The organism is Nocardia sp. NPDC050175, from assembly GCF_044459885.1.
Taxonomy (GTDB): Bacteria; Actinomycetota; Actinomycetes; order Mycobacteriales; family Mycobacteriaceae; genus Nocardia.
In genome coordinates this window covers 433,838-455,589 of sequence record NZ_JBITJI010000002.1, presented here as the reverse complement: position 1 = coordinate 455,589, position 21,752 = coordinate 433,838, and the positions used below count along the sequence as shown (strand labels likewise).

21 protein-coding genes are annotated in these 21,752 nt (G+C 67.1%); 6 read left to right on the top strand and 15 right to left on the bottom strand.

Features of this window, described 5'->3' with window-relative positions:
* The first annotated feature begins 12 nt into the window (after positions 1 to 12).
* Positions 13 to 750 carry a response regulator transcription factor gene (locus ACIBK2_RS07700; RefSeq protein WP_150403823.1) on the top strand — a complete coding sequence of 246 codons (738 nt, stop codon included), beginning with the start codon at positions 13 to 15 and terminating at the stop codon, positions 748 to 750.
* The gene (locus tag ACIBK2_RS07695) at positions 747 to 2,204 is read left to right on the top strand and encodes a sensor histidine kinase (protein ID WP_396964797.1); all 1,458 of its coding nucleotides are present in this window, start codon (positions 747 to 749) and stop codon (positions 2,202 to 2,204) included. The genes ACIBK2_RS07700 and ACIBK2_RS07695 overlap by 4 nt, the downstream gene beginning before the upstream one ends.
* Positions 2,205 to 2,217: 13 nt before the next feature.
* Here the strand turns inward: ACIBK2_RS07695 and ACIBK2_RS07690 are convergent, their stop codons facing one another.
* The 12 genes from ACIBK2_RS07690 to ACIBK2_RS07635 form a co-directional block, all read right to left on the bottom strand.
* A complete protein-coding gene (locus tag ACIBK2_RS07690) occupies positions 2,218 to 2,733 on the bottom strand; it encodes a h domain protein (RefSeq protein WP_396964795.1) in 516 nt (171 codons plus the stop codon).
* Positions 2,730 to 3,557, bottom strand: coding sequence for a hypothetical protein (locus tag ACIBK2_RS07685; RefSeq protein ID WP_396964793.1), 828 nt, complete (start codon positions 3,555 to 3,557; stop codon positions 2,730 to 2,732). The genes ACIBK2_RS07690 and ACIBK2_RS07685 overlap by 4 nt, the downstream gene beginning before the upstream one ends.
* A complete protein-coding gene (locus tag ACIBK2_RS07680) occupies positions 3,554 to 4,981 on the bottom strand; it encodes an MCE family protein (RefSeq protein WP_396964791.1) in 1,428 nt (475 codons plus the stop codon). The genes ACIBK2_RS07685 and ACIBK2_RS07680 overlap by 4 nt, the downstream gene beginning before the upstream one ends.
* Positions 4,978 to 6,222: an MCE family protein gene (locus ACIBK2_RS07675; protein ID WP_396964789.1), complete on the bottom strand. Its 1,245-nt coding sequence runs from the start codon at positions 6,220 to 6,222 to the stop codon at positions 4,978 to 4,980. Before ACIBK2_RS07675 ends, ACIBK2_RS07680 begins: the two co-directional genes overlap by 4 nt.
* A complete protein-coding gene (locus ACIBK2_RS07670; protein WP_396964787.1) occupies positions 6,219 to 7,487 on the bottom strand; it encodes an MCE family protein in 1,269 nt (422 codons plus the stop codon). Before ACIBK2_RS07670 ends, ACIBK2_RS07675 begins: the two co-directional genes overlap by 4 nt.
* Positions 7,484 to 8,548, bottom strand: a complete 1,065-nt coding sequence (locus tag ACIBK2_RS07665) for an MCE family protein (protein ID WP_396964785.1) — start codon at positions 8,546 to 8,548, stop codon at positions 7,484 to 7,486. The genes ACIBK2_RS07670 and ACIBK2_RS07665 overlap by 4 nt, the downstream gene beginning before the upstream one ends.
* Positions 8,548 to 9,570, bottom strand: a complete 1,023-nt coding sequence (locus ACIBK2_RS07660) for an MCE family protein (protein ID WP_357379626.1) — start codon at positions 9,568 to 9,570, stop codon at positions 8,548 to 8,550. The genes ACIBK2_RS07665 and ACIBK2_RS07660 overlap by 1 nt, the downstream gene beginning before the upstream one ends.
* A complete protein-coding gene (locus ACIBK2_RS07655) occupies positions 9,567 to 10,763 on the bottom strand; it encodes an MCE family protein (RefSeq protein WP_396964782.1) in 1,197 nt (398 codons plus the stop codon). The genes ACIBK2_RS07660 and ACIBK2_RS07655 overlap by 4 nt, the downstream gene beginning before the upstream one ends.
* A 6-nt stretch (positions 10,764 to 10,769) precedes the next feature.
* The gene (locus tag ACIBK2_RS07650; protein ID WP_357379630.1) at positions 10,770 to 11,621 is read right to left on the bottom strand and encodes an ABC transporter permease; all 852 of its coding nucleotides are present in this window, start codon (positions 11,619 to 11,621) and stop codon (positions 10,770 to 10,772) included.
* Positions 11,622 to 11,625: 4 nt separating this feature from the next.
* Entirely contained in the window at positions 11,626 to 12,390 is a 765-nt protein-coding gene (locus ACIBK2_RS07645) for an ABC transporter permease (protein ID WP_150403813.1), read from the bottom strand.
* Between the two features lie 342 nt (positions 12,391 to 12,732).
* The gene (locus ACIBK2_RS07640; protein WP_396964779.1) at positions 12,733 to 13,635 is read right to left on the bottom strand and encodes a 3-oxoacyl-ACP reductase; all 903 of its coding nucleotides are present in this window, start codon (positions 13,633 to 13,635) and stop codon (positions 12,733 to 12,735) included.
* Positions 13,636 to 13,757: 122 nt separating this feature from the next.
* Complete coding sequence (locus ACIBK2_RS07635) at positions 13,758 to 13,946, bottom strand: ferredoxin (RefSeq protein ID WP_379282081.1); 189 nt, start codon at positions 13,944 to 13,946, stop codon at positions 13,758 to 13,760.
* A gap of 156 nt (positions 13,947 to 14,102) precedes the next feature.
* Here ACIBK2_RS07635 and ACIBK2_RS07630 point away from each other — a divergent pair, with 156 nt between their 5' ends.
* The 3 genes from ACIBK2_RS07630 to ACIBK2_RS07620 all read left to right on the top strand — a co-directional run bounded on the left by ACIBK2_RS07630 (position 14,103) and on the right by ACIBK2_RS07620 (position 17,198).
* Complete coding sequence (locus tag ACIBK2_RS07630) at positions 14,103 to 15,296, top strand: acyl-CoA dehydrogenase family protein (RefSeq protein WP_379282080.1); 1,194 nt, start codon at positions 14,103 to 14,105, stop codon at positions 15,294 to 15,296.
* Positions 15,297 to 15,317: 21 nt separating this feature from the next.
* Complete coding sequence (locus ACIBK2_RS07625; RefSeq protein WP_396964776.1) at positions 15,318 to 16,421, top strand: acyl-CoA dehydrogenase family protein; 1,104 nt, start codon at positions 15,318 to 15,320, stop codon at positions 16,419 to 16,421.
* 198 nt (positions 16,422 to 16,619) lie between these two features.
* Positions 16,620 to 17,198: a hypothetical protein gene (locus ACIBK2_RS07620; RefSeq protein WP_396964774.1), complete on the top strand. Its 579-nt coding sequence runs from the start codon at positions 16,620 to 16,622 to the stop codon at positions 17,196 to 17,198.
* An 83-nt stretch (positions 17,199 to 17,281) separates the two neighbouring features.
* Here the strand turns inward: ACIBK2_RS07620 and ACIBK2_RS07615 are convergent, their stop codons facing one another.
* A complete protein-coding gene (locus ACIBK2_RS07615; protein WP_396964772.1) occupies positions 17,282 to 17,872 on the bottom strand; it encodes a TetR family transcriptional regulator in 591 nt (196 codons plus the stop codon).
* Between the two features lie 101 nt (positions 17,873 to 17,973).
* Between ACIBK2_RS07615 and ACIBK2_RS07610 the strand changes: the two genes are divergently transcribed.
* On the top strand, positions 17,974 to 19,161 hold the full coding sequence (locus tag ACIBK2_RS07610; protein ID WP_396964770.1) for an FAD-dependent monooxygenase: 1,188 nt from the start codon (positions 17,974 to 17,976) through the stop codon (positions 19,159 to 19,161).
* Positions 19,162 to 19,174: 13 nt separating this feature from the next.
* Here ACIBK2_RS07610 and ACIBK2_RS07605 read toward each other — a convergent pair whose 3' ends face one another.
* Positions 19,175 to 20,005, bottom strand: a complete 831-nt coding sequence (locus tag ACIBK2_RS07605; protein WP_396964768.1) for a thioesterase family protein — start codon at positions 20,003 to 20,005, stop codon at positions 19,175 to 19,177.
* A gap of 28 nt (positions 20,006 to 20,033) precedes the next feature.
* On the bottom strand, positions 20,034 to 21,686 hold the full coding sequence (locus ACIBK2_RS07600; RefSeq protein ID WP_396965862.1) for an acyl-CoA synthetase: 1,653 nt from the start codon (positions 21,684 to 21,686) through the stop codon (positions 20,034 to 20,036).
* Positions 21,687 to 21,752 lie beyond the last annotated feature (66 nt).

Sequence of the window (21,752 nt, the reverse complement as noted above, 5' to 3'; positions counted from 1 at the left end):
GACTATGAACCCATGAGTGGTGCGCCTGCGGAGCAGGCACCCGAGGCGCGGGTGCTGGTGGTCGACGATGAGCCGATGATCGTGGAGCTGCTCGCGGTGAGCCTGCGTTACCAGGGCTTCGCGGTGGACACGGCCGTCGACGGGGCGCAGGCGCTGGACAAGGCGCGCAGTTTCCGGCCGCAGGCGCTGATCGTCGACGTGATGATGCCCGGCATGGACGGCTTCGGCCTGCTGCGCCGACTACGCGCGGACGGCATCGACTCCCCCGTGTTGTTCCTGACCGCGCGCGACGAGGTGCAGGACAAGATCACCGGTCTCACCCTCGGCGCCGACGACTACGTCACCAAGCCGTTCAGCCTGGAGGAAGTGGTGGCCAGGCTGCGGGTGATCCTGCGCCGCGCCGGGCACGCCGCACCGCAGCGGGAGAGTTCCCGGCTCCGGTTCGAAGACATCGAACTCGATGACGACACCCACGAGGTGTGGAAGGCGGGCGAGCCGGTCGCGTTGTCGCCCACGGAGTTCACCCTGCTGCGGTACTTCATGGTCAACGCGGGCACGGTGTTGAGCAAGCCGCGCATCCTCGATCACGTGTGGCGCTACGACTTCGGCGGCGAGGTCGGCGTGGTCGAGACCTACGTGTCGTATCTGCGCAAGAAGGTCGACACCGGCGACGAGCGCCTCATCCACACCCTGCGCGGCGTCGGCTACGTCATGCGCGCCCCGAGTCGCAGCCGGTCGGCTGGAAAATGACGGAGGGCCGGATCGCGGCGCTGCGCGCCAAGACCTCCGGTGTGTTGTCGGCGATCCCCTTGCGGGTGACGCTGATGCTGATTCTGGTCGCCACCGCGGGCCTCGGGCTGTTGATCTCCGGCATGGTGGTCACCTCGGGCCTGGAACGCTCGCTGACCGACCGTACCGATCAGCAGCTGCGCAACGGCGCGATCGAATGGTCGCGCCGCCGGGTACCGCCGCCGCCGAGTCTGCCGGGCGACCCGAGGCACACCAGCCAGTTCTACGTCCGTTCGGTGCAGGACGACGGACGGGTCTACGTCATCAAGGCGTTCGGCCTGGATGTCGATCCCGCACTGCCGGATTCACCGGAGATCGGCCCGATGACCGTGCGCTCGATCGGCGGCGGGCCGATCGAATGGCGGACCCTGACCGTCCGCGTGCCGGACGGCACCACCACGGTGGCATTGCCGCTCAACCAGAACTTCGACATCGTGCAACGTCTCGTCATGCTGGAACTGGTCGTCGGGCTGATCGTGCTGACCGCGCTGGCCGTCGCCGCCTACTTCGTGATCCGGCGCAGCCTGCGCCCGTTGCTGCGGGTGGAGAACACCGCCGCCGCCATCGCCCGCGGTGACCTGTATCGCCGAGTTCCGGTGCGCGGCAGCAATACCGAGGTCGACCGGCTGTCTCGTTCACTCAACGGCATGCTCACCCAGATCCAGCAGGCGTTCGCGAAGACCGAGGCGTCCGAGGCCGCGGCCAAGCGGTCGGAGGCGAAGATGCGCCAGTTCGTCGCCGACGCCAGCCACGAACTGCGCACCCCGCTCACCACCATCCGCGGCTTCGCCGAGCTCTACCGCCAGGGCGCGACCACCGACCCCGACCTCTTCATGGACCGTATCGAACGCGAATCCCAGCGGATGGGCATCCTGGTCGAGGACCTGCTGATGCTGGCCAGGCTGGACGCTCAGCGCCCGCTGGAGCAGGGCCAGGTCGATCTGCTCGCCGTGGCCAGCGATGCCGTGCACAGCGCGCGGGCAATGGCGGCCGCCGAGCATCCGAACGGCGCGAGCCGTCGCATCGAACTCGAAATCGAAACCGGCGAAGGCACTTTGGAGGTCACCGGCGACGAGACCCGGCTGCGCCAGGTGCTGGCCAACCTGCTCAACAACGCGCTCACGCACACCCCGCCGGACGCCTCGGTCGCGGTCCGCCTCACCCCCACCGCCGACGAGGTCCTGCTCGAGGTCGCCGATACCGGCCCCGGCCTACCCGCCGACGAGGCCGACCGCATCTTCGAGCGCTTCTACCGCACCGACAACTCGCGCGCCCGCACCAGCGGCGGCACCGGGCTCGGGCTGTCCATCGTGCAGGCGCTGGTCAGCGCGCACGGCGGCACGGTCGATGTGCGCAGCACCGAGGGCGTCGGCACCACCTTCACCGTCCGGCTGCCGCGCGAAACGACCGCGTGACAACCGTTTTCGGCTAAACCGGCGTGACCTGATCGACCAGCCAGCGATCGCCGTCCTTCTCCACCGTGGCGCGCACCCGGCTACCCGTGGTTGTGCCCTCCGGTGAATCCTTGCTGGTGGTCACCTGATTCAGGAACAGCAGCACGACCACGTGCGACTTGTCGCCGGAGACGACACCGCCCGCCTGAGTGGTCGCCTTCACGTTGAGCTGTTTTTCCTTGGCGCCCGGAGCGATTGCCTGCTCGATGAGCTTCAGGTAGTCGTCCTTGAACTTCGGCGAGAGGTTGTCGGCCGCCTTCGGCAGTTCCTTGTCCACGGTCTGGAAGTCGTAGGTGAACATGGCCGAGACGGTCCGGGCGGCGGCGGTCACCGCGTCCTTGCGCGCCTGCTCGGCCTGGTTGTCGTTCCAGATCCGGAATCCGCTGACGCCGAGCACCACCACCGCCGCGAGGGCGAGCACGCTCAGGGTGGCCAGAAAGATCTTGCCGCGCTTGGTCATTCCACGCTCGGTCATTTCACGACGTGTCATCCCACGAACTCCACTTTGGAAACCGTCATACCGGAGTCGCCGCGACTCACGGTGACCCGGAACCGGTAGAACCGCGTCTGCTCGCCCTGCTGGCCCGCGTTGGTGAGCGACTGCTTGGCGGCGACCAGCACCGACGCGGAATCGTCGCTGTCGCTTTCCAGCGCCGCGTCGATGATCTCGCCGTTGGAGACCACCTTGGCCTGCTGCACGATATTCATGAACGGGTCGACCCGCCCGTCGAATTCGTTCTTGAACTGGCCGGAGGCCACCGAGAGGATCCGGTCGATATCGGCCTTGGCGGAATCGGCCCGGATGGTGGTCAGGTTGAGGATGGCCTGCCGGGCGGTCTGCTCGTATTCGCCGCGACGCTCGTCACGGGCGTCGATCGAACGCACCTTCATTCCGGCGAAGCCCGCGCCGATCAGCAGCGCGAGCACCAGGACGGCGGCCGCGGCGACGCCGATGGTGCGCCACGCACCGCGCTTGGTCCGCTCGGGTTCGGCGTCCTGCGCATCGGTGGGCACGCCCTTCGCGAGATCGACCACAGTGCTGTCGGCCGCATCGGCGACAACGGCGTCGACCGGTGCCGCGTCCTGCGCCGCCGGGGCGGAAGCCGTGACACCGGACGCGTTTTCCGCGTCGGCGGCCGTCGTGTGGTCGGCCTGACTACCCAGCGCCGCGGCGCGAGCCGTGAACGCGGCGGTGTCGGCCTTCGCGACCAGAACCGACGTCACAGCGGGGCTCGCCGTCTCTTCCGCCGGCGGACCCACCGAACGCACCGCGCGTCGCCGCGTCCGGTGCTGATCTGCGTTTTCACTACTCATCGTTGCTGCTCCTCGAGCATCGCCTGCCAGCTCGACGGTACCGTGCCAGAACCGCCCGGTCCGATATCGCCCTGTCGGTAGGTGCGGCCGTCCGGGCCGATGTACTGGCCGGTGGACGGGTCATAGGATCTCGCGGCAGCGGGCGTGCCGGTGCCGTACGCGGCGGGTGCCACCTGTGTCGAACCCGGTGCGACCGGCGCGGCCGCCGGGGCTACCGGGCGCGGCGGACCGAACGCGGGATTGTCTCCTTGCGGGACATAACCGGTCCGGCAGAGCTCGGGTGTCGGCGCTCGCACGCCCGGGAATTCCGCGCACGGCGTGTTGCGGATGCCGCGCACGTCGACCTGCGAGTCCTGCGGCACTTTGCAGTACAGGCCGGGCGGTGAGGGGATCGAATCCAGCTCACTCGGCGAGCGTCGTTCGTTGGGCGGCAGGAATCCGGTCGTGCAGGCGGGCGGGTCGTTGACCACCACCATGAAGTCGACCATGGCGCCGTATTCCACCGGTCCGCGGATGATCGTCCGCAGCGCCGCGATCAGCGGCGGGAAGACCACCAGGAGTTGTTCCAGCCCAGCGTGATAGGTGACGCCGACCTGCCCGGTACTGACCAGGTTGGTCAACAGCAGCGGCAGCGTCGGGCGCAGCGATTCGAACTGCGCGCTGACCCGCCGCATCGCGGAAGGCCCGTCGCGCAGCACATTGCGCAGCGACGGATCGTGCGCGCGCAGCTGGTCGGTGACCGTGGCCAGGTCGCTGGTCCACGACCGGATGGCCGCGTCGGACTGGATCTGGGTGTCCAGCAACGGTCCGATCTGATCGATCAGCTTCTTCGTCGGTTCCGCGCTGTTCTGCGCCTCCTGCACCAGCAGCGAGGCCGAGTCGATGAACCGCTGCAGGTCCGGGCCCGCGCCGTTGAACGCCTTGAACGCCTCGTCGATCACCTGCCGCAGCCGGGTGTCGGCGACGCTGGACAGCAGCCGGTCGGACTGGTCGAGCAGCGAGCCGACGTCCTGCGGAAGTTTGGTGCGCCCCACCGGAATCACCGCGCCGTCGGCCAGGTTGCCGCCTGCGGGATGGTCGGCCGGAATCAGATCGACGTACTGCTCGCCGATCGCGGAGACGCTGCGCACCCACGCGGCCACATCCGAGGGCACCTTGTAGTCGCTGTCGATGGACAGCTTCGCCTCGACCCCGCTCGACGTGAGCCGAATGTCCTTCACCACACCGACATTCGTGCCGCGGTAGGCCACGTTGGCGGTCGGGTAGAGACCACCGGTCGCCTCCAGTTGCACCGTGACGTCGTAGCGGCCGATGCCGAACATCGCGGGCACCTTCACATACACCCCGCCCATGATCGCCAGGCCGATCACCGTCAGCACGGCGAAGATCGACAGCTGGACGCGGACGAATCGGGTGAGCGTCATCGGCCCGGACCCCCTTGTGGCGCAGTGTTTCCCGGCAGCGGCACGGTCAGCCCGGGAATGGCGGGCAGACCGGGAATCGGCGGCAGGCCGGGAATGGTCGGCGTGGGCTGGGCGCCAGGGGCGGGCCCCGGCTGCAGCGGTCCGGTCGCCGGATTGCCGCTCTGCGTCGCGGTATCCGGCGCGAAACTGCCGATCACACCCTCGACGCCGCCGAATCGACCGCCGAGCGGCGTGCCGGTCAACCAGTTGCTGTCCAGGCGTTTTCCGGTGAGGTCGACGGTGATGAACAGGTTCAGGTAGTCGCCCATGATCGCTTTGTCGAGGTTCTTCATCGGGAACGGGAAGGTCGGAATGATCTTCAGCGACTCGATGAGGTTGGATCCCGTGTCGGCCAGCGTCCGCAGCACCGGGGCGAGGCTGCGCAGATTGGCCTTCAGGTTGTCGCCGCTGCTGGCGATGAGCCGATCGGTCACGTCGCTGAGGTCACCGAGCGCGTTGATCGTGGCGGTGATGTTCTTGGTGCGGTCGGCGAGCACGGTGAGCGCGGGGTGGATGCGCTCGATGGCGGCGGCGACCACGTCGCGCTGCTGGGCCAGTTGGCCGCCGAGGCGGTCCAGTCCGCTCATCGCCGCGATGATGTCATTGCGCTGCTTGTCCAGGTTGATGGTCAGCTCGTTGAGCTGCGGCAGCAGATCGCGGATGTCGTTCGCCCGCCCCTTGAGCGCGGAATTCAGTTCGCGGGTAATCGTTTCCAGCTGCGAGATGCCACCGCCGTTGAGCACCACCGACAGTGACGAGAGCACCTGCTCGGTCGTCGGATAGGCACCCGCCCGCTCCAGCGGGATGAGGTCGCCGTCCTTCAACTGTCCTTGCGGCACCGCGTCACTCGGCGGAGCCAGCTCGACGTGGTTGCTGCCGAGCAGACTGGTCTGCCCGATCTTGGCGACGGCATTGGCGGGTAGTCGCACGCTCGGATTCAGCGTCACGGTGACCAGCGCGTGCCAGCCCTCCACCTCGATATTCGACACGGTCCCGACGGTGACGTCGTCGACCCGGACCGGTGAATTCCTGGTCAGCGTGGTCACATTCGGCATCTGGATGCGCACCTTGTACGCGCCGTCCATGGTGCCCTCGGTGCCCGGCATCGGCAGCGAGTTCAAGCCGTCCCACTCGCAGCCCGAGATACCAAGGGCCACCGCGAGACCCACCACCAGCATTGCCATCCGGCGCGGCCGCCTCATCGCCCTCCTCCTGGAATAGCCAGTCCGGTAAGGCCGTTCGGCACGGTCACCGGAGCCGGTCCGGGCGCCGGACCCGGCGGTGCGGTCTGCCCGGCCAGGCTCGGCGGGCTGTAGGTCAACTGGTTCGGGAACGCGTGCACGCCGGTGGCCGGATTCAGCATGATCGGCGCGTAATTCATGGCGAGCGAGCTGATTACCGGCGCGAGGTACTGCGCGCACAGATCGGCGGAGCGATCCGAGTCATTGGTTTCCAGCGCCCGCACCGAGCCGCAGAGGAAGCCGAGCGGATCGGCCGTGTTGTTGAGCGAGACCGCGCCGGCCAGCGTGCCCTGGGCAGGCTTGTAGATCTGGTAGAAGTTCACCAGCGCCGTCGGCCCGGAATGCAGCACCCGCTCCAGCTCGGGCCGCTTGTCCACCAGCTGCTGGGTGACATCGGCCAGCCGCTGCACGCCCTCGGTGAGTTCGGCGCCGCTGCCGTCCAGGAACCGCTTCACGTCGCCGAGCGCGGTATCCAGATTGTCCAGTCCCGCACCGAGTTCCTGCGAAGTACCCGCCAGCACCGAGGACACCGATGCGAGCCTGCCGCCGAACTGCACGATCTGCTCGTTGCTCGCCGACAGCACGTCGACGAACTTCTGCAGATTGCGAATGGTGCCGAACAGATCGGTTCGCCCGTCCGACAGGGTGTTCAAGGTCGCGGACAGCTCGCGCAACGTGTCGCGCAGCTTCTGCCCGTTGCCGTCCATGTTGTCGGCGGCGGTGTTGACGAAGCGTCCGAACGAACCCTGCGCGTCATCCCCGACCGGACCGAGAGTCGTTGACAGCTTGGACAGTTCGGCCTTGATGTCGTCCCACTCCACCGGCACGGCGGTGTGCTCGAGCGGAATCTCCGCGCCGCTACGCATTTTCGGTCCGCTGACGTAGGCGGGCGCCACCTGGATGAACCGCGCCGATACCAGCGACGGCGAAATGATGACCGCGCGCGCGTCGGCAGGCAGGTCGATCCCGCGATCAATGGTCATCTTGACCTTCACCCGGTCCTTGCCCGGCTCGATCGAGTCGATCCGGCCGACGTTGACACCGAGCACCCGGACCTCGTCGCCCTGGTACAGCCCCGACGTCGACGGGAAATACGCGGTGATCGAGGTCTTCCCGATCCGGCTCACGCCGCTGTACACCCCGGCCAGCACCAGCACGGCGACCAGCCCACCGGCGACCAGCAGCGCCCAGCGCGGCAACTTGCGAGCTCTGTCCAGCATGTTCATCGCGGTGGCTCCTGAATGGCGGGCCCGATCGACGGCGGTGCCGGGTTGGTGAAGATGTTGCGCAGGTCCTCGGGCAGATGCTCCGGCCACACCAGCGCGTCGACCAGCGGCTGCAACTCGGTGCTGGTGGCGTTGACGACGTAGGCGTTGAACCACGGCCCGTTGCCGACCTGCTCGCCGAGCGCCGCGGCGTACGGACCGAGGCTGTCGAGCGCGTCGGAGATGTTCTGCTTGTTGCGCTGCAACAGGCCGAGTACCGAATTCAGCTTGTCCAGTGCGGGTTTGAGGATCGGCTCGTTGTCCGAGACCAGGCCGGACAGCTGCTTGGCCACCTCGTTGACGTAGACGATCAGCTGCCCGATCGCGGCGCGGCGCCGGTCCAGCTCGCCGAGCAGGTTGTTGCCGTCCAGCAGCAGCGCGTTGATCTGGTTGCTCCGGTCGGCCAGGATCTTGGTGACGTTCTGCGCCCTGGTCAGCAGCTCGGACAGCGCCTGGTCGCGGGCATTGATGCTGCGCGACAGGGCGGTTACGCCGTCCAGCGCCGCCCGCAGCGGCGCCGGGGTATCGGCGAAGGTGGCCGAGAGCGTGTCCAGGGTCTTGTCCACCTGATCCATATCCAGCCCCTGCACCGTGCGGCCGAGGTCGCCGAGCGCGTCGTTGAGCGAGTACGGGGAAGTGGTGCGGTCCAACGGAATCGGGTCGGTGCGCCGCAGCGTGCCCGATCCGGTCGGGGTCAGCTCGAGCGACTTGCGGCCGAGCACGGTGTTGGTCTTGATCGCGGCGGAGGTCTTCTGGCCCAGCACGATCGACTCGTCGAGGGTGAAGCGGACCAGCACCTTGGCGCCGTCCAGGTGCACGTCGTTCACCTCGCCGGACCGCACACCGGCCACCTGGACCGCGTCGCCGGGCAGCAGGCCGCCCGCGTCGGCGAAGTACGCGGTATAGGTCGCGCCGCCGTGGATGAACGGCAACCGGCCGAACTGCAAGGCGGAGAGGGCAATACACGCCGCGACAACCAACCCGACGATGCCGATGGTGACGGCGCGTGATCGCTCGTTCATCAGGGCGTGCACCTTCCGGTCGTCTGCTTACCCGGCAGGTTCACCTGCATCGGCTGTCCGTTCGGGCCGTCCACGACCAGGTTGGTCCCGCAGACGTAGAGCTGCAGGAACGAGCCGTAGGCGCCGATGCGGATCAGCTTCTTGTAGGTGTCCGGCAACTTGTCGAGCACCCACTGCAGGGTGTCCGAGCCGTTGTCGAGATTGGTGGACAGTCGCCCCGTCTGCTCGATGGTCGACCGCAGGTCCGGCCGCGCCGTCTGGAGCAGCCCGGTGAGGTCGCGGGTCGCGCCCGCGATGCGTGGCAGCGCGTCACCGATCGGGTCCCGGTCGGCGGCCAAACCGCTGACCAGCCGCTGCAATTCGTCGAGCGTGGTGGCGAACTGGTCGCCACGCTGATCGATGGTCGCCAGCACCGTGTTCAGGTTGTTGATCACGTTGCCGATCAGCTCGTCGCGATCGGCGAGGGTCTTGGCGAACGAGCCGCCGCTGTTGAGCAGCGAGACCAGGGTGCCGCCCTGGCCCTGGAAGATCTGCAGCAGCGCGCCGGTCAGGTCGTTCACCTGGGCCGGGTCCAGGCCGCGCAGCAGCGGCCGGAACCCGCCGAGCAGCATGTCCAGGTCCAGCGCTGGCGCCGTCTTGTCCTTGTCGATGGTGCCGCCGTCGGGCAGCACCTCGTTCGTGCCCGGCCCCTCCAGCAGCTCCAGATACCGGTCACCGACCAGGTTTTCGTAGCGGACGGTGGCGCGGGTGCTGGTGAGCAGCCGGTACTTGCGGTCGACGTCGAACTCGACGTGCGCGAGATGGTCCTTGCCCACCTTCACCGAGGAGACCGAGCCGACCGGCACGCCGGCGATGCGCACCTTCGAGCCGGGCAACATCCCCGACGAACTGGTGAACACGGCGTGATAGCCGTACTCCCTGGCGAAACGCATCTGGCTGAACACGATCACCAGACCGGCGAACACCAGCGCCATCACCAGCGTGAAGATCAGCAGTTTGACCGTCGTGGCGGTGTTCTTCACAGCGAGCCCACCCCCGGTAGCCCGGCGAACAGCAGCTGGAACACCTTCGGTGCTTCGTTGGGCTTGGTGAAACCCGTGCTCGGCACGTACGGAGCTCCCTCGTTCGTGTCGGTGACGACGTACCCCGCATGACTGTCCGGCACCCGATCGACCACGCCCTCGCAGTGCGGGCCGCCGGTCGCGTTCACCTTCGGCAGGTCGTCCGGATACTTGTAGGGCTGCGCGCCGAACATGAAGTTGGTGTTCATCCCGATGCCGGGCAGCTTGCCGCCGAACACCTCCTCGGCCAGCGGCATCATCGGGCCGAGGCCGTTGATGATGCAGCTGAGCGCAGGAGCGTATTCGAAGAGCAGGCTCGTGGTCGGCCGGAGCAGATCCAGCGCGGTGCTGAAGTTGGCCTCGTTCTCGCGCAACACCGATCCGGTGGTGTCGGCCAGGCCGATCAGGTTGGCCAGCACGTCGTCCAGGCTCTGCTGCTCGTCGACCAGCGTCTGGCTGGTGACGGTGGCGTTGTCGACGGTGCGCAACAGGTCGGGCACGGTGTCGGCGTACAGGTTGGTGACGTCGCCGGTCTGCACCAGATCCTGTTGCAGCGTGGACAGATACGGGTTGATGTCGCGCAGGTAGGCGTCGCTGCGGGCGAGCAGGTCGCCCAGCTTCTCGCCGCGGCCCTGCAGCGCCGTGCCGAGCGCGGACAGCGTCGCGTTCAGCTTCTCCGGCTGCACCTTGGCCAGCACGTCGGACAGGTGCTGGAACAGCGTGTTGAATTCGACGGTCACGTGCTGGGCGGTCACCCGCGCGCCCGGCCGCAGCGAGGCCGACGAAGGCTGTTGCGGCACGGTGAAGTTCACGTACTTCGCGCCGAAGACGGTGGTGGAGCGGATATCGACGCCCGCGTTGGCCGGAACAAGCTTCAGCTGTTCGGGATTGAGCGCCAGCTTCAGGCTGGCGCCGTCGGCGGTCTGATCGATCGAGACCACCCGCCCGATCTCCACGCCGCGCACCTTCACCTTGGCGTCCGGGTCGAGCACCAGCCCGGCGCGTGGCGCGTCGATCGTCACGGTGGCCGTCGGGGTGAATCCGCCGACGAACATCACCAACGCGACGGCGACGATCGCGACCAGCGCGAGCACCATCGCGGCACCGGCCAACTTGTATCCCACTGCTGCGCGCACTTTGTTCGAATCCGCCATATCGGTTTACCCGGAGAGGTGAAAGTTGCCGGAGGTGCCGTAGATGGCCAGCGAGATCAGCAGGGTCACCGTGACCACCGCGACCAGCGAGGCCCGCACCGCGTTGCCGACCGCGACGCCGACCCCGACCGGTCCGCCCGAGGCATGGAAGCCGTAATAGGTGTGGATCAGCATGACCGCCAGCGCCATGAAGATCGCCTGGGCGAACGACCAGAGGATGTCGCTCGGGATCAGGAAGGTGGAGAAGTAGTGGTCGTACACGCCCGCCGACTGCCCGTAGATGACCACCGTGGCGAACCGGCTGGCCAGGAACGACGCGATCACCGCGAGCGCGTACAGCGGCACGATCGCGATCATCCCGGCCAGCACCCTGGTGCCGACCAGATACGGCACCGGCCGGATCGCCATCGATTCCAGCGCGTCGATCTCCTCGGCCACCCGCATCGCGCCCAGCTGCGCGGTCGACCCGGCCCCGATGGTGGCGGCTAGTCCGATGCCGGAAATCACCGGCGCCGCGATGCGGACATTGATGAAGGCCGCGAAGAAGCCGGTGAGCGCCTCGACGCCGATATTGCCGAGCGAGCTGTACCCCTGCACGGCGATGGTGCCGCCCGCGAACAGGGTGAGGAAGCCGACGATCACCACGGTGCCGCCGATCACCGCCAAAGCACCGCTGCCCATGCTGATTTCGGCGATCAACCGAATGGTTTCGGTGCGATAGTGCGTCAAGGCACGCGGAATAGCCCCCAGGGCCTGTGCATAGAACACAGCATGTTTACCAACAGAATCGAGCGAGTCCGACATCCGACGCACTCGTCGCACGGTACGCGGGAAGCGGGATTCGATCACGAAGGCCATGCGGTCACCGCGCCGTGAACTTGATACCAACGGCGGTGACCACGACGTTCACCACGAACAAAGCCATAAAGGCGAAGACAACGGTCTGATTCACCGCATCACCGACACTCTTGGGACCACCCTTGACATTCAGACCCAGATAACAGGCCACCAGCCCGGCGATCAGCCCGAACAATCCGGCCTTGACCTCCGAGATGACCAATTCGGGCAAATGGGTCAGCAGCGTGATGCCGTTGACGAAGGCGCCGGGGTTCACGTCCTGCAGAAAGACCGAGAACAGAAATCCGCCGACGATGCCGATGGTGCACACCAGGCTGTTGAGCATCAGCGCGACGAACATCGACGCGAGCACGCGCGGCACCACCAGCCGCTGCACCGGGTTGATGCCGAGCACCCGCATCGCGTCGATTTCCTCGCGAATCGTGCGGGCGCCCAGGTCAGCGCAGATGGCGGTGGCGCCGGCCCCCGCGACGATCAGCACGGTGACGATCGGGCCGACCTGGGTGACCGCGCCGAAGGCCGCGCCCGCCCCGCTCAGATCGGCCGCGCCGATCTCGCGCAACAGGATGTTCAGCGTGAAGCTCACCAGAACGGTGAATGGAATCGCGACCAACAGTGTCGGCACGATGGAAACGCGTGCGATGAACCAGGACTGGTCGATGAACTCGCGTCCTTGAAATGGTCTGCGCACACTGGAACGCGCGACTTCGGCCGTCAGTTCGAAGAACCCGCCGACCGCCCGCAATGGCACAGCAAGGACCTCGTTCATCTTTGAACCTCCTTGCTGAAATCTGCGCGTCTTACTCACGGCACGATTCTTCACCGAGGCCGCACCGCCTCCACGATTAGAACACGTTCACTGCGTTGCCGGAAGATGTTTGCCACTTTTGAACTGCACTTTTTCTTTACATCGGCATGTGAATTTGGAACGAGTGTCAGGAGATTGATCCCACCTTTGTGAGGCGGCACACATCTCACACACCAATGTCTACCAAGTGCCCGACCCTTGATCAACAGTTGGACGGCCGATCAGCAGTTCATTGTCAGCGGGTCTTGCAGATGTCGGTCCTCGCTGCGCATGTTTCGCGCGGCCGGACGCCGGCGAACGAACTCAGCCTAGATCCATCAGGGCCGAGGCCGAGAATGTCTGCCCGGCAGGGCGTTCGGCGAAATAGCCGCCGAGGGTGGCGGCGAGATCATCGGCGGACCATTGCCCGCCGGCGGCGTCGAAGCGTTGCTCGACGATGGGCGCCGCCATGAGCGCGACCATCCCCCCGTAGACCACGAAGAGTTGGCCGTTCACCGCGTCCGCGGCGGGCGAGGCGAGGTAGGCGACCAGCCGTGCCACATGGTCGGGCGAGAGCGGATCCACCTCACCCTCGGGCGCCGCGCTGAACACGGCCTCGGTCATCGCGGTGCGTGCGCGGGGCGCGATCGCATTGGCGCGCACGCCATACCGGGACAGCGCCCGCGCGGCCGACAGGGTCAGCGCGGTGATGCCCGCCTTGGCGGCGCCGTAGTTGGCTTGACCTTCCGGTCCGAGCAGACCGGCCTCGGAGGAGGTGTTGACGAGCCTGCCGTAGATCGGCGCGCCTGCCGCTTTGGACTTGCCGCGCCAGTACGTTGCGGCGTTGCGGGACAACAGGAAATGACCGCGCAGGTGGACCGCGACAACGGCGTCGAAGTCCTCGTCGGACATGTTGAACAGCATCCGGTCCCTGGTGATGCCCGCGTTGTTCACCACGATGTCGACGCTGCCGAAGGCCTCGTCCGCGGTGCGGATCAACGCGTCCGCGGTCGCCCGTTCGGCAATGCTGCCCGCGACGAATTCGGCCTTGGCGCCGAGCGCGCGGATGTCGGACAGGGTGTCAGTAACCGCGTCGGATTCCGACAGATCGTTGACCACCACCGAAGCGCCGGCTCCAGCCAGCGCGAGCGCCTCTGCCCGCCCCAGACCTGCTCCGGCACCCGTAACGATCGCCACCCGCCCAGCAAGACTCACATCATCATTCACGACTGCGCCTCGCTGACGCTCGGCTCCGTCGTTCCTGCGGACGCTGTGTCCATGGTTCGTTCGCTGCGCTCACTCACGAGCCCGACCCTAGAACGTGTTCCATTCTATGGCAAGGGTCGGTCTCATTGCAGCCGCAGCGCCGCTTTGGGGCACTGCGCCACCGCGTCCTCGATGTCGGCCAAACGGTCCGCCGGAACGTCGGCCTCGAGGATGTGCAGCTGGTCCTCGTCATCGAGTTCGAACACGTCGGGGGCGATTCCGACGCAGATTCCGTTCGCTTCACACTGATCCAGATCGACGCTGACCTTCATGAGAACTCCTTTACCGCGATCCTTGCCGAAGCCTAACAAGCCGATGCCGCCGAACGTGGCGCCATCGACCCGATTCCCCCTCAATACTGGAACATGTTTCAGTCCATATGCAATGATCGGGTGAACCCACATCGACGAAGGCCTGAGGTATTTGCCATGCGCATTGCGTACACGCCGCAGCAGGAGGAGCTACGCGCGGAGCTGCGCGACTACTTCGCGCGACTCATCACTCCGGAGCGCCGGGCTGCGCTCAGCGCGCAGACCGGCGAGTACGGCCAGGGCAACGTGTACCGCGAGGTCGTCCAGGAGATGGGCCGCGACGGCTGGCTCACCCTGGCCTGGCCGAAGGAGTTCGGCGGCCAGGACCGGCCGACGATGGACCAGCTGATCTTCACCGACGAGGCGGCCATCGCGGGCGCGCCGGTGCCGTTCCTGACCATCAACTCGGTCGCGCCGACGATCATGCACTACGGCAGCGAGGAGCAGAAGCGCTTCTTCCTGCCCAAGATCGCGGCGGGCGAGCTGCACTTCGCCATCGGCTACTCCGAGCCGGGCGCGGGCACCGACCTGGCCAGCCTGCGCACCAACGCGGTACGCGACGGCGACGACTACGTGATCAACGGCCAGAAGATGTGGACCAGCCTGATCGCCTACGCGGACTACGTCTGGCTCGCGGTGCGCACCGATCCGAATGCCAAGAAGCACAAGGGCATCAGCATGCTCATCGTGCCGACCACGGCCGAGGGCTTCTCCTGGACACCCGTGCACACCATGGCGGGGCCGGACACCAGCGCGACCTACTACCAGGACGTCCGGGTGCCCGCGAGCGCGCTGGTCGGCCAGGAAAACGGTGGCTGGTCGCTGATCACCAACCAGCTCAACCACGAGCGGGTCGCGCTGACCTCGGCGGGGCCGTTGGGTCTCGCGGTGAGCCAGACCGTGGAATGGGCCCGCAACACCAAGGCGGCCAATGGTTCCCGCGTCATCGACCAGGAATGGGTGCAGCTCAATCTGGCGCGGGTGCACGCCAAGGTGGAGTACCTGAAGCTGCTCAACTGGGAGATCGCCAGCCGGGCCGACGCGGGCGGCGACGCCGCGCCACGGCAGTGGGACGCCTCCACCTGCAAGGTGTACGGCACCGAACTGGCCACCGAGGCGTACCGGCTGCTCATGGAAGTCCTCGGCCCGCAGGCCTATCTGCGCCAGGACTCGCCCGGCGAGGCATTGCGCGGACGGCTCGAGCGGATGCACCGGGCCGCGCTGATCCTGACCTTCGGCGGCGGCACCAACGAAGTGCAGCGCGACATCATCGCGATGACCGCCCTCAAGCAGCCCGCGTCGGCGCGCTGAGTCGGAAAGCAGGTAGCAGACATGGATTTCACTCCCACCGAAGCCCAGCTCGACCTGGGCAGGCTGACCGGCGAGGTATGCGGCAAGCTCGTCACCGCCGACCGGCTGCGCGAACTCGACACCGCGGCCGAGCGATTCGACGAGGCGCTCTGGAGTTCGCTTGCCGAGACGGGTGTTCTCGCGGCGGCACTTCCGGAGTCCGTTGGTGGCAACGACTTCGGCGTGCTCGAGCAGACCGCCGTCCTGCGTGAGCTCGGCAAGTACGTCGCCGCGGTGCCGTATCTGTGGTCGATCGTGGTCGGCGCGGGCGCGCTGGCGAAGTTCGGCGATGCGGCGCAACAGGATCGGGCGACGCAGGCGGGTGCGGGTCAGGTGATCCTGACCGCCGCGCTCACCGAGGAGCACAACTGGGAACCCGCCCGGCCCACCACCACCGCCGTCGAGGCGGACGGTGGCTGGCGGCTCACCGGCGCCAAGATCACGGTGCCCTTCGCCAACCGGGCCGACCGCATCCTGGTCCCGGCCACGGTGTCCGGGACTGTCGCGGTATTCCTGGTCGATCCGTCGGCGGCGACCGTGACCGCGCAAGAAGTCGTCGACCGCACCCCCGAGTACGCCGTCGAACTCACCGACACCCCCGGCGAATTGATCGGCACCGTCGAGAACGGGGCCGAGATCCTCGACTGGCTGCTCACCCGCGCCTGGCTCGGACTCAGCGCCCTCCAGCTGGGCACGCTCGAACGCGCACTCGACCTAGTCGCCGAATATGCCCGCGAGCGTGAACAATTCGGCAAAGCGGTGGGCAGCTTCCAGGCCGTCGCCCAGCGCCTGGCCGACGCCTACATCGACGTCCAAGGTCTGCGCCTGGCACTCACCCAGGCCGCCTGGCAGATCTCCGAAGACCTACCCAGCGCGGCAGCCGTGCACACCGCCAAGTTCTGGGCCGCCGACGCGGGCCACCGGGTGGCACACACCGTCGTGCACATCCACGGCGGCGTCGGCATCGATCGAGATCACATCGTGCACAACTACTTCACCGCCGCGAAGCACCACGAATTCGCCCTCGGCGGCGGCACCGACCACCTCCGTGCCCTCGGCGCACTGTTGGCGGCTACCCCGTCCTGATCCGTCGCACTAGAACGCCTCGCCGATACCGGCGGGGCGTTCTTTTGTCTGTGCCGAACTCACTCGGGATACACCCCTTCGCCAGTTGCGTTGCAGGCAAGGCGATTTTGCGAGCGTCGAGCCCGCCCTCAGTCGACATCGGCACCTATCCGAACGCTCACCCGTACCGAATATCGAGAGGTTCCGCATGACACCGCGGTGCGCGCACCGCGCACCCCAACGATTCGGGAGGACGATATTCCCACCGTACGGTCCACCCTCGCTCGCCTGTCGGTCGCAGTCCTCGGAGTTTTCGCCGTCGCGGGCGCCGCTCCAATGGCGACCGCGCATCCCAGCGTCGAGACCAGCGAGCCGGGTACCGGGCATGCGGCCGCCGCGCTGATTGCCCAAGCACAGGCCCGCACCGACAGTGCCAACGCGCGCGGCCGGTCCGCGTTTGCCGCGTCTGTCCACACCGACGAACCGGGTACCGCGCCTTCCGGTCCGGCCGAGGACATCCAATTCCGCCCCTCGCTGCCTGCCGCCGGGAAAGCCGCGTTGACGGCCGCACGCTCGGCCACCGCCGCCCTCACCGCCGTGCTGGAACTCCCGCAGCCGCCGAAGAATGTCCAGCTGACCGCGGCGGCGGCCAAACGAGCCGCCGACGAGTCCGCGGCAGCCCCGACCGACATCGCGCTCGCCAACCTCGCCGCGACCGCGGAGAACAAAGCCCTTGCCGCCAGCGCCGCGGCCTTCGGCACGACCGCGACCTGGATCGAATGGATCGCGCCCAGCTAGCCGATGGCCTAGGCCGAAATCACAACCTGCTCAGCCGAATCGGCCGCTGGTTGCACCGGGGCAGCCCTGCTGCCCAGGTCCGCCTACCGGTTTGCCGACGCCGAAGTGAGATAGCGCTGCAGGGTAGGCGCGATTTCGGCGATCAGCTCCTCCTGGGTGAAGGCGACGACCGGGGGGATGCGGAGGATGTAGCGGCATAGGGCGATGCCGAGGAGTTGGGTGACGACGAGGGCGCTGCGGCGGGGGGCGTCGGCGGGGTCGCCGAAGCGGAGGACGGCGGGGAGGACCTGCTGGGCGAAGACGTCGCGGAAGCGTTCGGTGACGGCTTCGTCGGTGATGGATGAGCGCAGCAGGGTCAGCAGGACCTCGTTGCCGGGGGGCTCCTCCCAGAGGGCGAGGAAGCGGCGGATCAGCAGTTCGCCGACGGCGTCCTGGTCGGCGGCGGCCAGGTCGGGTAGGGCGAGATCGATGTCGACCGCCGCGGCGAACAGGCCGTCCTTGCTGCCGAAGTAGCGCATGACCATGGACGGGTCGATGGCGGCGTCCGCGGCGATGGCGCGGATGGTCGCCTTGCCGTAGCCCTCGGCGGCGAACCGGGCGCGGGCCGCATCGAGGATGGTCGCACGGGTCGCGTCGGAGCGGCGCACAGGCTGCTGATCAGGCTCGATCGTCATGCCAACGAATGTAGGCCAACAACTGTTGACTTCGCAACGCGGGGCGCGCTACCGTTATGTCAACAGGCGTTGGCCTACAGATGTTGACCTCAGGAGTTCCGATGAACACCACCCAGAATCCGCTGCCGGACACCACTTCCGTCGCGATCGTCGGCGCGGGCCCCGCCGGACTGACCGCGGCGATCACCCTCGCCGACGCGGGCGTCGACTTCGTACTACTGGACCGTCTCGCCGAGGGCGCCAACACTTCTCGCGCCGCCGTCGTGCACGCCAGAACCCTCGAGGTGCTGCACGAACTCGGTATCGCCGAGGAGCTCATCGCCAAAGGTCTTGTGGTGCCGCGATTCACCGTGCACGACGGCCCGCGCACCCTGGCGACCATCCGATTCGACAACCTCCCGACGCAGTACCCCTTCACCCTGATGGCGCCGCAGGACACCACCGAGGCGGTACTGCTCGCCCGGCTGCGCAAGGCAGGCGGCGACGTCCACCGGCCGTACCAGGTGACCCGGGTCGCCGACGAAAACAACGGCGTCACAGTCGAATACACCGACGAGGCGGGCACCACCGGTACCCTGCGCGCCGACTACGTCGTCGGCGCCGACGGCATGCACAGCGTCGTCCGCGACCAGGCGGGCATCGCCTTCACCGGCGACACCTACGCCGCCTCTTTCGTGCTCGCCGATGTCCGAATGGACTGGCCGGTAGCCCGCGACGAAGTGGCACTGCATCTTTCACCGGAGGACGTCACCGTCGTCGCACCACTCCCCGACGATGCCGACCCGACCCGGTACCGAGTAGTCGCCACCGTCGACGAGGCTCCCGAGCACCCCACCCGCGACGACATCCAAACCATCCTCGACACCCGAGGACCCGGCGGCGACATCAAAGTCCGTGAGGTGCTGTGGAGCTCACGCTTCCGCGTCCACCACCGCGTCGCCGACCACTACCGCGCCGGCCGAATCTTCCTGGCGGGCGACGCCGCCCACGTGCACAGCCCCGCAGGCGGTCAGGGCATGAACACCGGCATCCAAGACGCCGCCACCCTCGGCCCGCTCCTCGCCCGCGCACTCAACGGCGAGTCGTCAACGCTGCTCGATACCTACGAAACCACCAGGCGCCCAATAGCACTCGATGTAGTCAGTTTCACCGACCGCATGACCCGCATAGGCACCCTCCGCTCCCCCTCGGCCCGCGCCGTCCGCAATCTGGCCATGTCCACCCTCACCCACATCCCCGCCGTCCGCAGCGGCCTCGCCTACCGCTTGGCCGAACTCGCCAACCGCTGAAAGTCGAAAGCGGCTACTGGATACTGGCTTTCGCCGAGTGGAAGTCATCGTTGGTGAAGTCGACCTGGCGCTGCGCATTCGACAGCGCGGTCACCACGCAGGTGCCGAAGGATCCGGTTCGGTCGAACAGCGTCGCGCTGCCGACCGCGACACCGTCCGCGCTGATGTGGCTGTCGGCCTCCACGCCGACCTCGGACCCCACCGGCTGCCGGGCCAGCGCCAGGGTCATATCCGTGTTGATGAAGCCGATCCCGGCACTGCCCCAATTGGTCATCAGGCTCGTCGCCTCGCCGATCACCACGGCACCGACGAAGGGCGAGGGCGTCTCACCCTCGACCACGCACAACGGCACCTGCCACATGCGCTTTCGACTGTCGTTCTGGTGCTCACCGATCTCGCCGGACCAACCTTCGGCATGGGCATCACTGCCCCACAGCGGACGGGTGGGTTCCGTGGCGACCGGCACCGACGGCGGCTGCGGGACCTCCGCCCGCGTCCACAACTGCCCCGGCGGCTGGACCGATCGCTTGAGAAAGACGACCGTCGCCCTGGCGACGTCCACGCCGTCCTGCATCAGCGCGGCATCGGCGACGCGGATCCGCCGACCTTCGCGAACCAGCTCCGTCACCACGGTCAGCGGTTTGGCCAGAGTGGGCCGGAACAGATCAACGGTCAGTCTGGCGGGCATGAAGCCTGCCGAACAATGCTGCTGTTCCAGCGCTCTGGCCATCAGTCCGCAGACCGCGGGTCCATTGATCATCGTGGGCGACCAGGCGCTCGCGGCGAACGGCAACGGCTCGAAGCCGCGCGCGGTTGCCTCGAAGTACCCGTAACGGACAACCACTTTCGATCTCCCCCTGTTTCCGATGGTCCTACTTGCGGCTCGCCTCGGCGTGCTCGTCGGCGGCGCGCTCCTCGGTTTGCGATTTGGCCCAACGATAGTCGGGCTTGCCCGCCGGGGAGCGTTTGATCTCGTCGACGAACCACAGGCTGCGGGGCAGCTTGTAGGGCGCGATCTCCTTGGTGAGGAAAGGGCGCAGATCATCGATGGTCGGGCGGTTTTCGCCACGGCATTGCACCACCGCGACGACGCGCTGGCCCCAGCGTTCGTCGTCGATGCCGACTACCAGGGCGTCGAAGATCTCCGGGTGGGTCTTGAGCGCGCCTTCGACCTCTTCGGGGTAGATCTTCTCGCCGCCGCTGTTGATGCTGACCGAGCCGCGCCCGAGCATGGTGACCGTGCCGTCTTCTTCCACCCTGGCGTAGTCGCCGGGGATGGCGTAGCGAATCCCGTTGTACTCCTTGAACGTTGCGGCGGTCTTCGCCTCGTCCTTGTAGTAGCCGAGCGGAATGTGCCCGCGGCGAGCCAGAATGCCGACCTCACCCGAGCCGGGCCGGACGGGATTGCCTGCTTCGTCGAGCACCTCGGTGGAGCCATCGATCTTCACCCGCGGCCCACCGGTGTGGTTGACGCCCTTGGCCACGATCGAGATACCACCGAATCCCGTCTCCGAGGAGCCGATCGAATCGGAGATCATCCGGTTGGGCAGCAGCTCGAGGAACTGGTCCTTGATCGCGGGCGAGAACAGCGCCGCGCTGCTGGCCATCACGTACAGGCTCGAAAGGTCATAGGGCTGACCGGTTTCCGGATTGCCCTCGATCAGCGCGTCCAGCATCGGCCGCGCCATCGCGTCGCCGGTGATGAAGATCAGGTTGATCTTGTGCCGGTCGATCGCCTGCCACACCCCGTGCCCACTGAACTCGGGCAGCATCACCGCTTTACCACCGTCGAACAGACTGTGGAAGGTGGCCGTCTGCGAGCCGCCGTGGATCATCGGCGGAATCGGGAACCGGACCATGCTCGGATTGTTGGCCGCACCGACCTTGGACTGCTGCCATTCGTCCTCGATGGGCTCACCGGTGATGAAGTTGATGCCGCCGCCGAGCACCCGCCACCAGTCCTCGTGCCGCCACATCACGCCCTTCGGCAGCCCGGTGGTGCCGCCGGTGTAGAGCATGAAGACGTCGTCAGGGGAACGCTCGCCGAAGTCCCGCTCGCCCGAGGAGGCCGCCAGCGCCGCCTCGTATTCGACCGAATCCGCTGCGGTCGCGACCGTGCCGGTCGTATCGTCGTCGACGACGAGCACCGTCTGCAGCAGCGGCGTATTCGGCCGGACCCCGGCCACCCGATCGGTGTAGCGGCGCTCGTGGATCAACGCGACCATGTCCGAATTGTCGAAGATATATTGCAACTCGTTCTCGACGTATCGGAAGTTCACGTTGATCATCACTGCCCGCGCCTTGAACACCGCGACCATCGCCTCGACGGCCTCGATCGTGTTACGCGAGTAGATGCCCACCTTGTCGCCCGGTTTCACACCGTGTTCGAGCAGGTAGTGAGCCAACTTGTTGGCGCGCTCCTCCAGCTGTGCGTAGGTCACCTCGCGGCCGTCGTCAGCGAGCGCGACGCGGTCGGGCATCAGGTCGATGGAGTGTTCGACAAGGTCCGCTATGTTGTAGCTCACAAGGCTAAAAATAGAACGTGTTACCGTTCCTGGCAAGGCCGTAGCGACTGCTCGCAGGTCGCTCGA

What these genes read in the sequence shown, in the direction of transcription:
- ACIBK2_RS07690 (WP_396964795.1), bottom strand. Translation starts at nt 2,733, where the DNA reads ATGACACGTCGTGAAATGACCGAGCGTGGAATGACCAAGCGCGGCAAG.
- ACIBK2_RS07645 (WP_150403813.1), bottom strand. Translation starts at nt 12,390, where the DNA reads ATGAACGAGGTCCTTGCTGTGCCATTGCGGGCGGTCGGCGGGTTCTTC.
- ACIBK2_RS07630 (WP_379282080.1), top strand. Translation starts at nt 14,103, where the DNA reads ATGCGCATTGCGTACACGCCGCAGCAGGAGGAGCTACGCGCGGAGCTG.
- ACIBK2_RS07665 (WP_396964785.1), bottom strand. Translation starts at nt 8,548, where the DNA reads ATGAACGAGCGATCACGCGCCGTCACCATCGGCATCGTCGGGTTGGTT.
- ACIBK2_RS07675 (WP_396964789.1), bottom strand. Translation starts at nt 6,222, where the DNA reads ATGAGGCGGCCGCGCCGGATGGCAATGCTGGTGGTGGGTCTCGCGGTG.
- ACIBK2_RS07670 (WP_396964787.1), bottom strand. Translation starts at nt 7,487, where the DNA reads ATGAACATGCTGGACAGAGCTCGCAAGTTGCCGCGCTGGGCGCTGCTG.
- ACIBK2_RS07695 (WP_396964797.1), top strand. Translation starts at nt 747, where the DNA reads ATGACGGAGGGCCGGATCGCGGCGCTGCGCGCCAAGACCTCCGGTGTG.
- ACIBK2_RS07700 (WP_150403823.1), top strand. Translation starts at nt 13, where the DNA reads ATGAGTGGTGCGCCTGCGGAGCAGGCACCCGAGGCGCGGGTGCTGGTG.
- ACIBK2_RS07680 (WP_396964791.1), bottom strand. Translation starts at nt 4,981, where the DNA reads ATGACGCTCACCCGATTCGTCCGCGTCCAGCTGTCGATCTTCGCCGTG.
- ACIBK2_RS07610 (WP_396964770.1), top strand. Translation starts at nt 17,974, where the DNA reads ATGAACACCACCCAGAATCCGCTGCCGGACACCACTTCCGTCGCGATC.
- ACIBK2_RS07650 (WP_357379630.1), bottom strand. Translation starts at nt 11,621, where the DNA reads ATGGCCTTCGTGATCGAATCCCGCTTCCCGCGTACCGTGCGACGAGTG.
- ACIBK2_RS07655 (WP_396964782.1), bottom strand. Translation starts at nt 10,763, where the DNA reads ATGGCGGATTCGAACAAAGTGCGCGCAGCAGTGGGATACAAGTTGGCC.
- ACIBK2_RS07685 (WP_396964793.1), bottom strand. Translation starts at nt 3,557, where the DNA reads ATGAGTAGTGAAAACGCAGATCAGCACCGGACGCGGCGACGCGCGGTG.
- ACIBK2_RS07625 (WP_396964776.1), top strand. Translation starts at nt 15,318, where the DNA reads ATGGATTTCACTCCCACCGAAGCCCAGCTCGACCTGGGCAGGCTGACC.
- ACIBK2_RS07615 (WP_396964772.1), bottom strand. Translation starts at nt 17,872, where the DNA reads ATGACGATCGAGCCTGATCAGCAGCCTGTGCGCCGCTCCGACGCGACC.
- ACIBK2_RS07635 (WP_379282081.1), bottom strand. Translation starts at nt 13,946, where the DNA reads ATGAAGGTCAGCGTCGATCTGGATCAGTGTGAAGCGAACGGAATCTGC.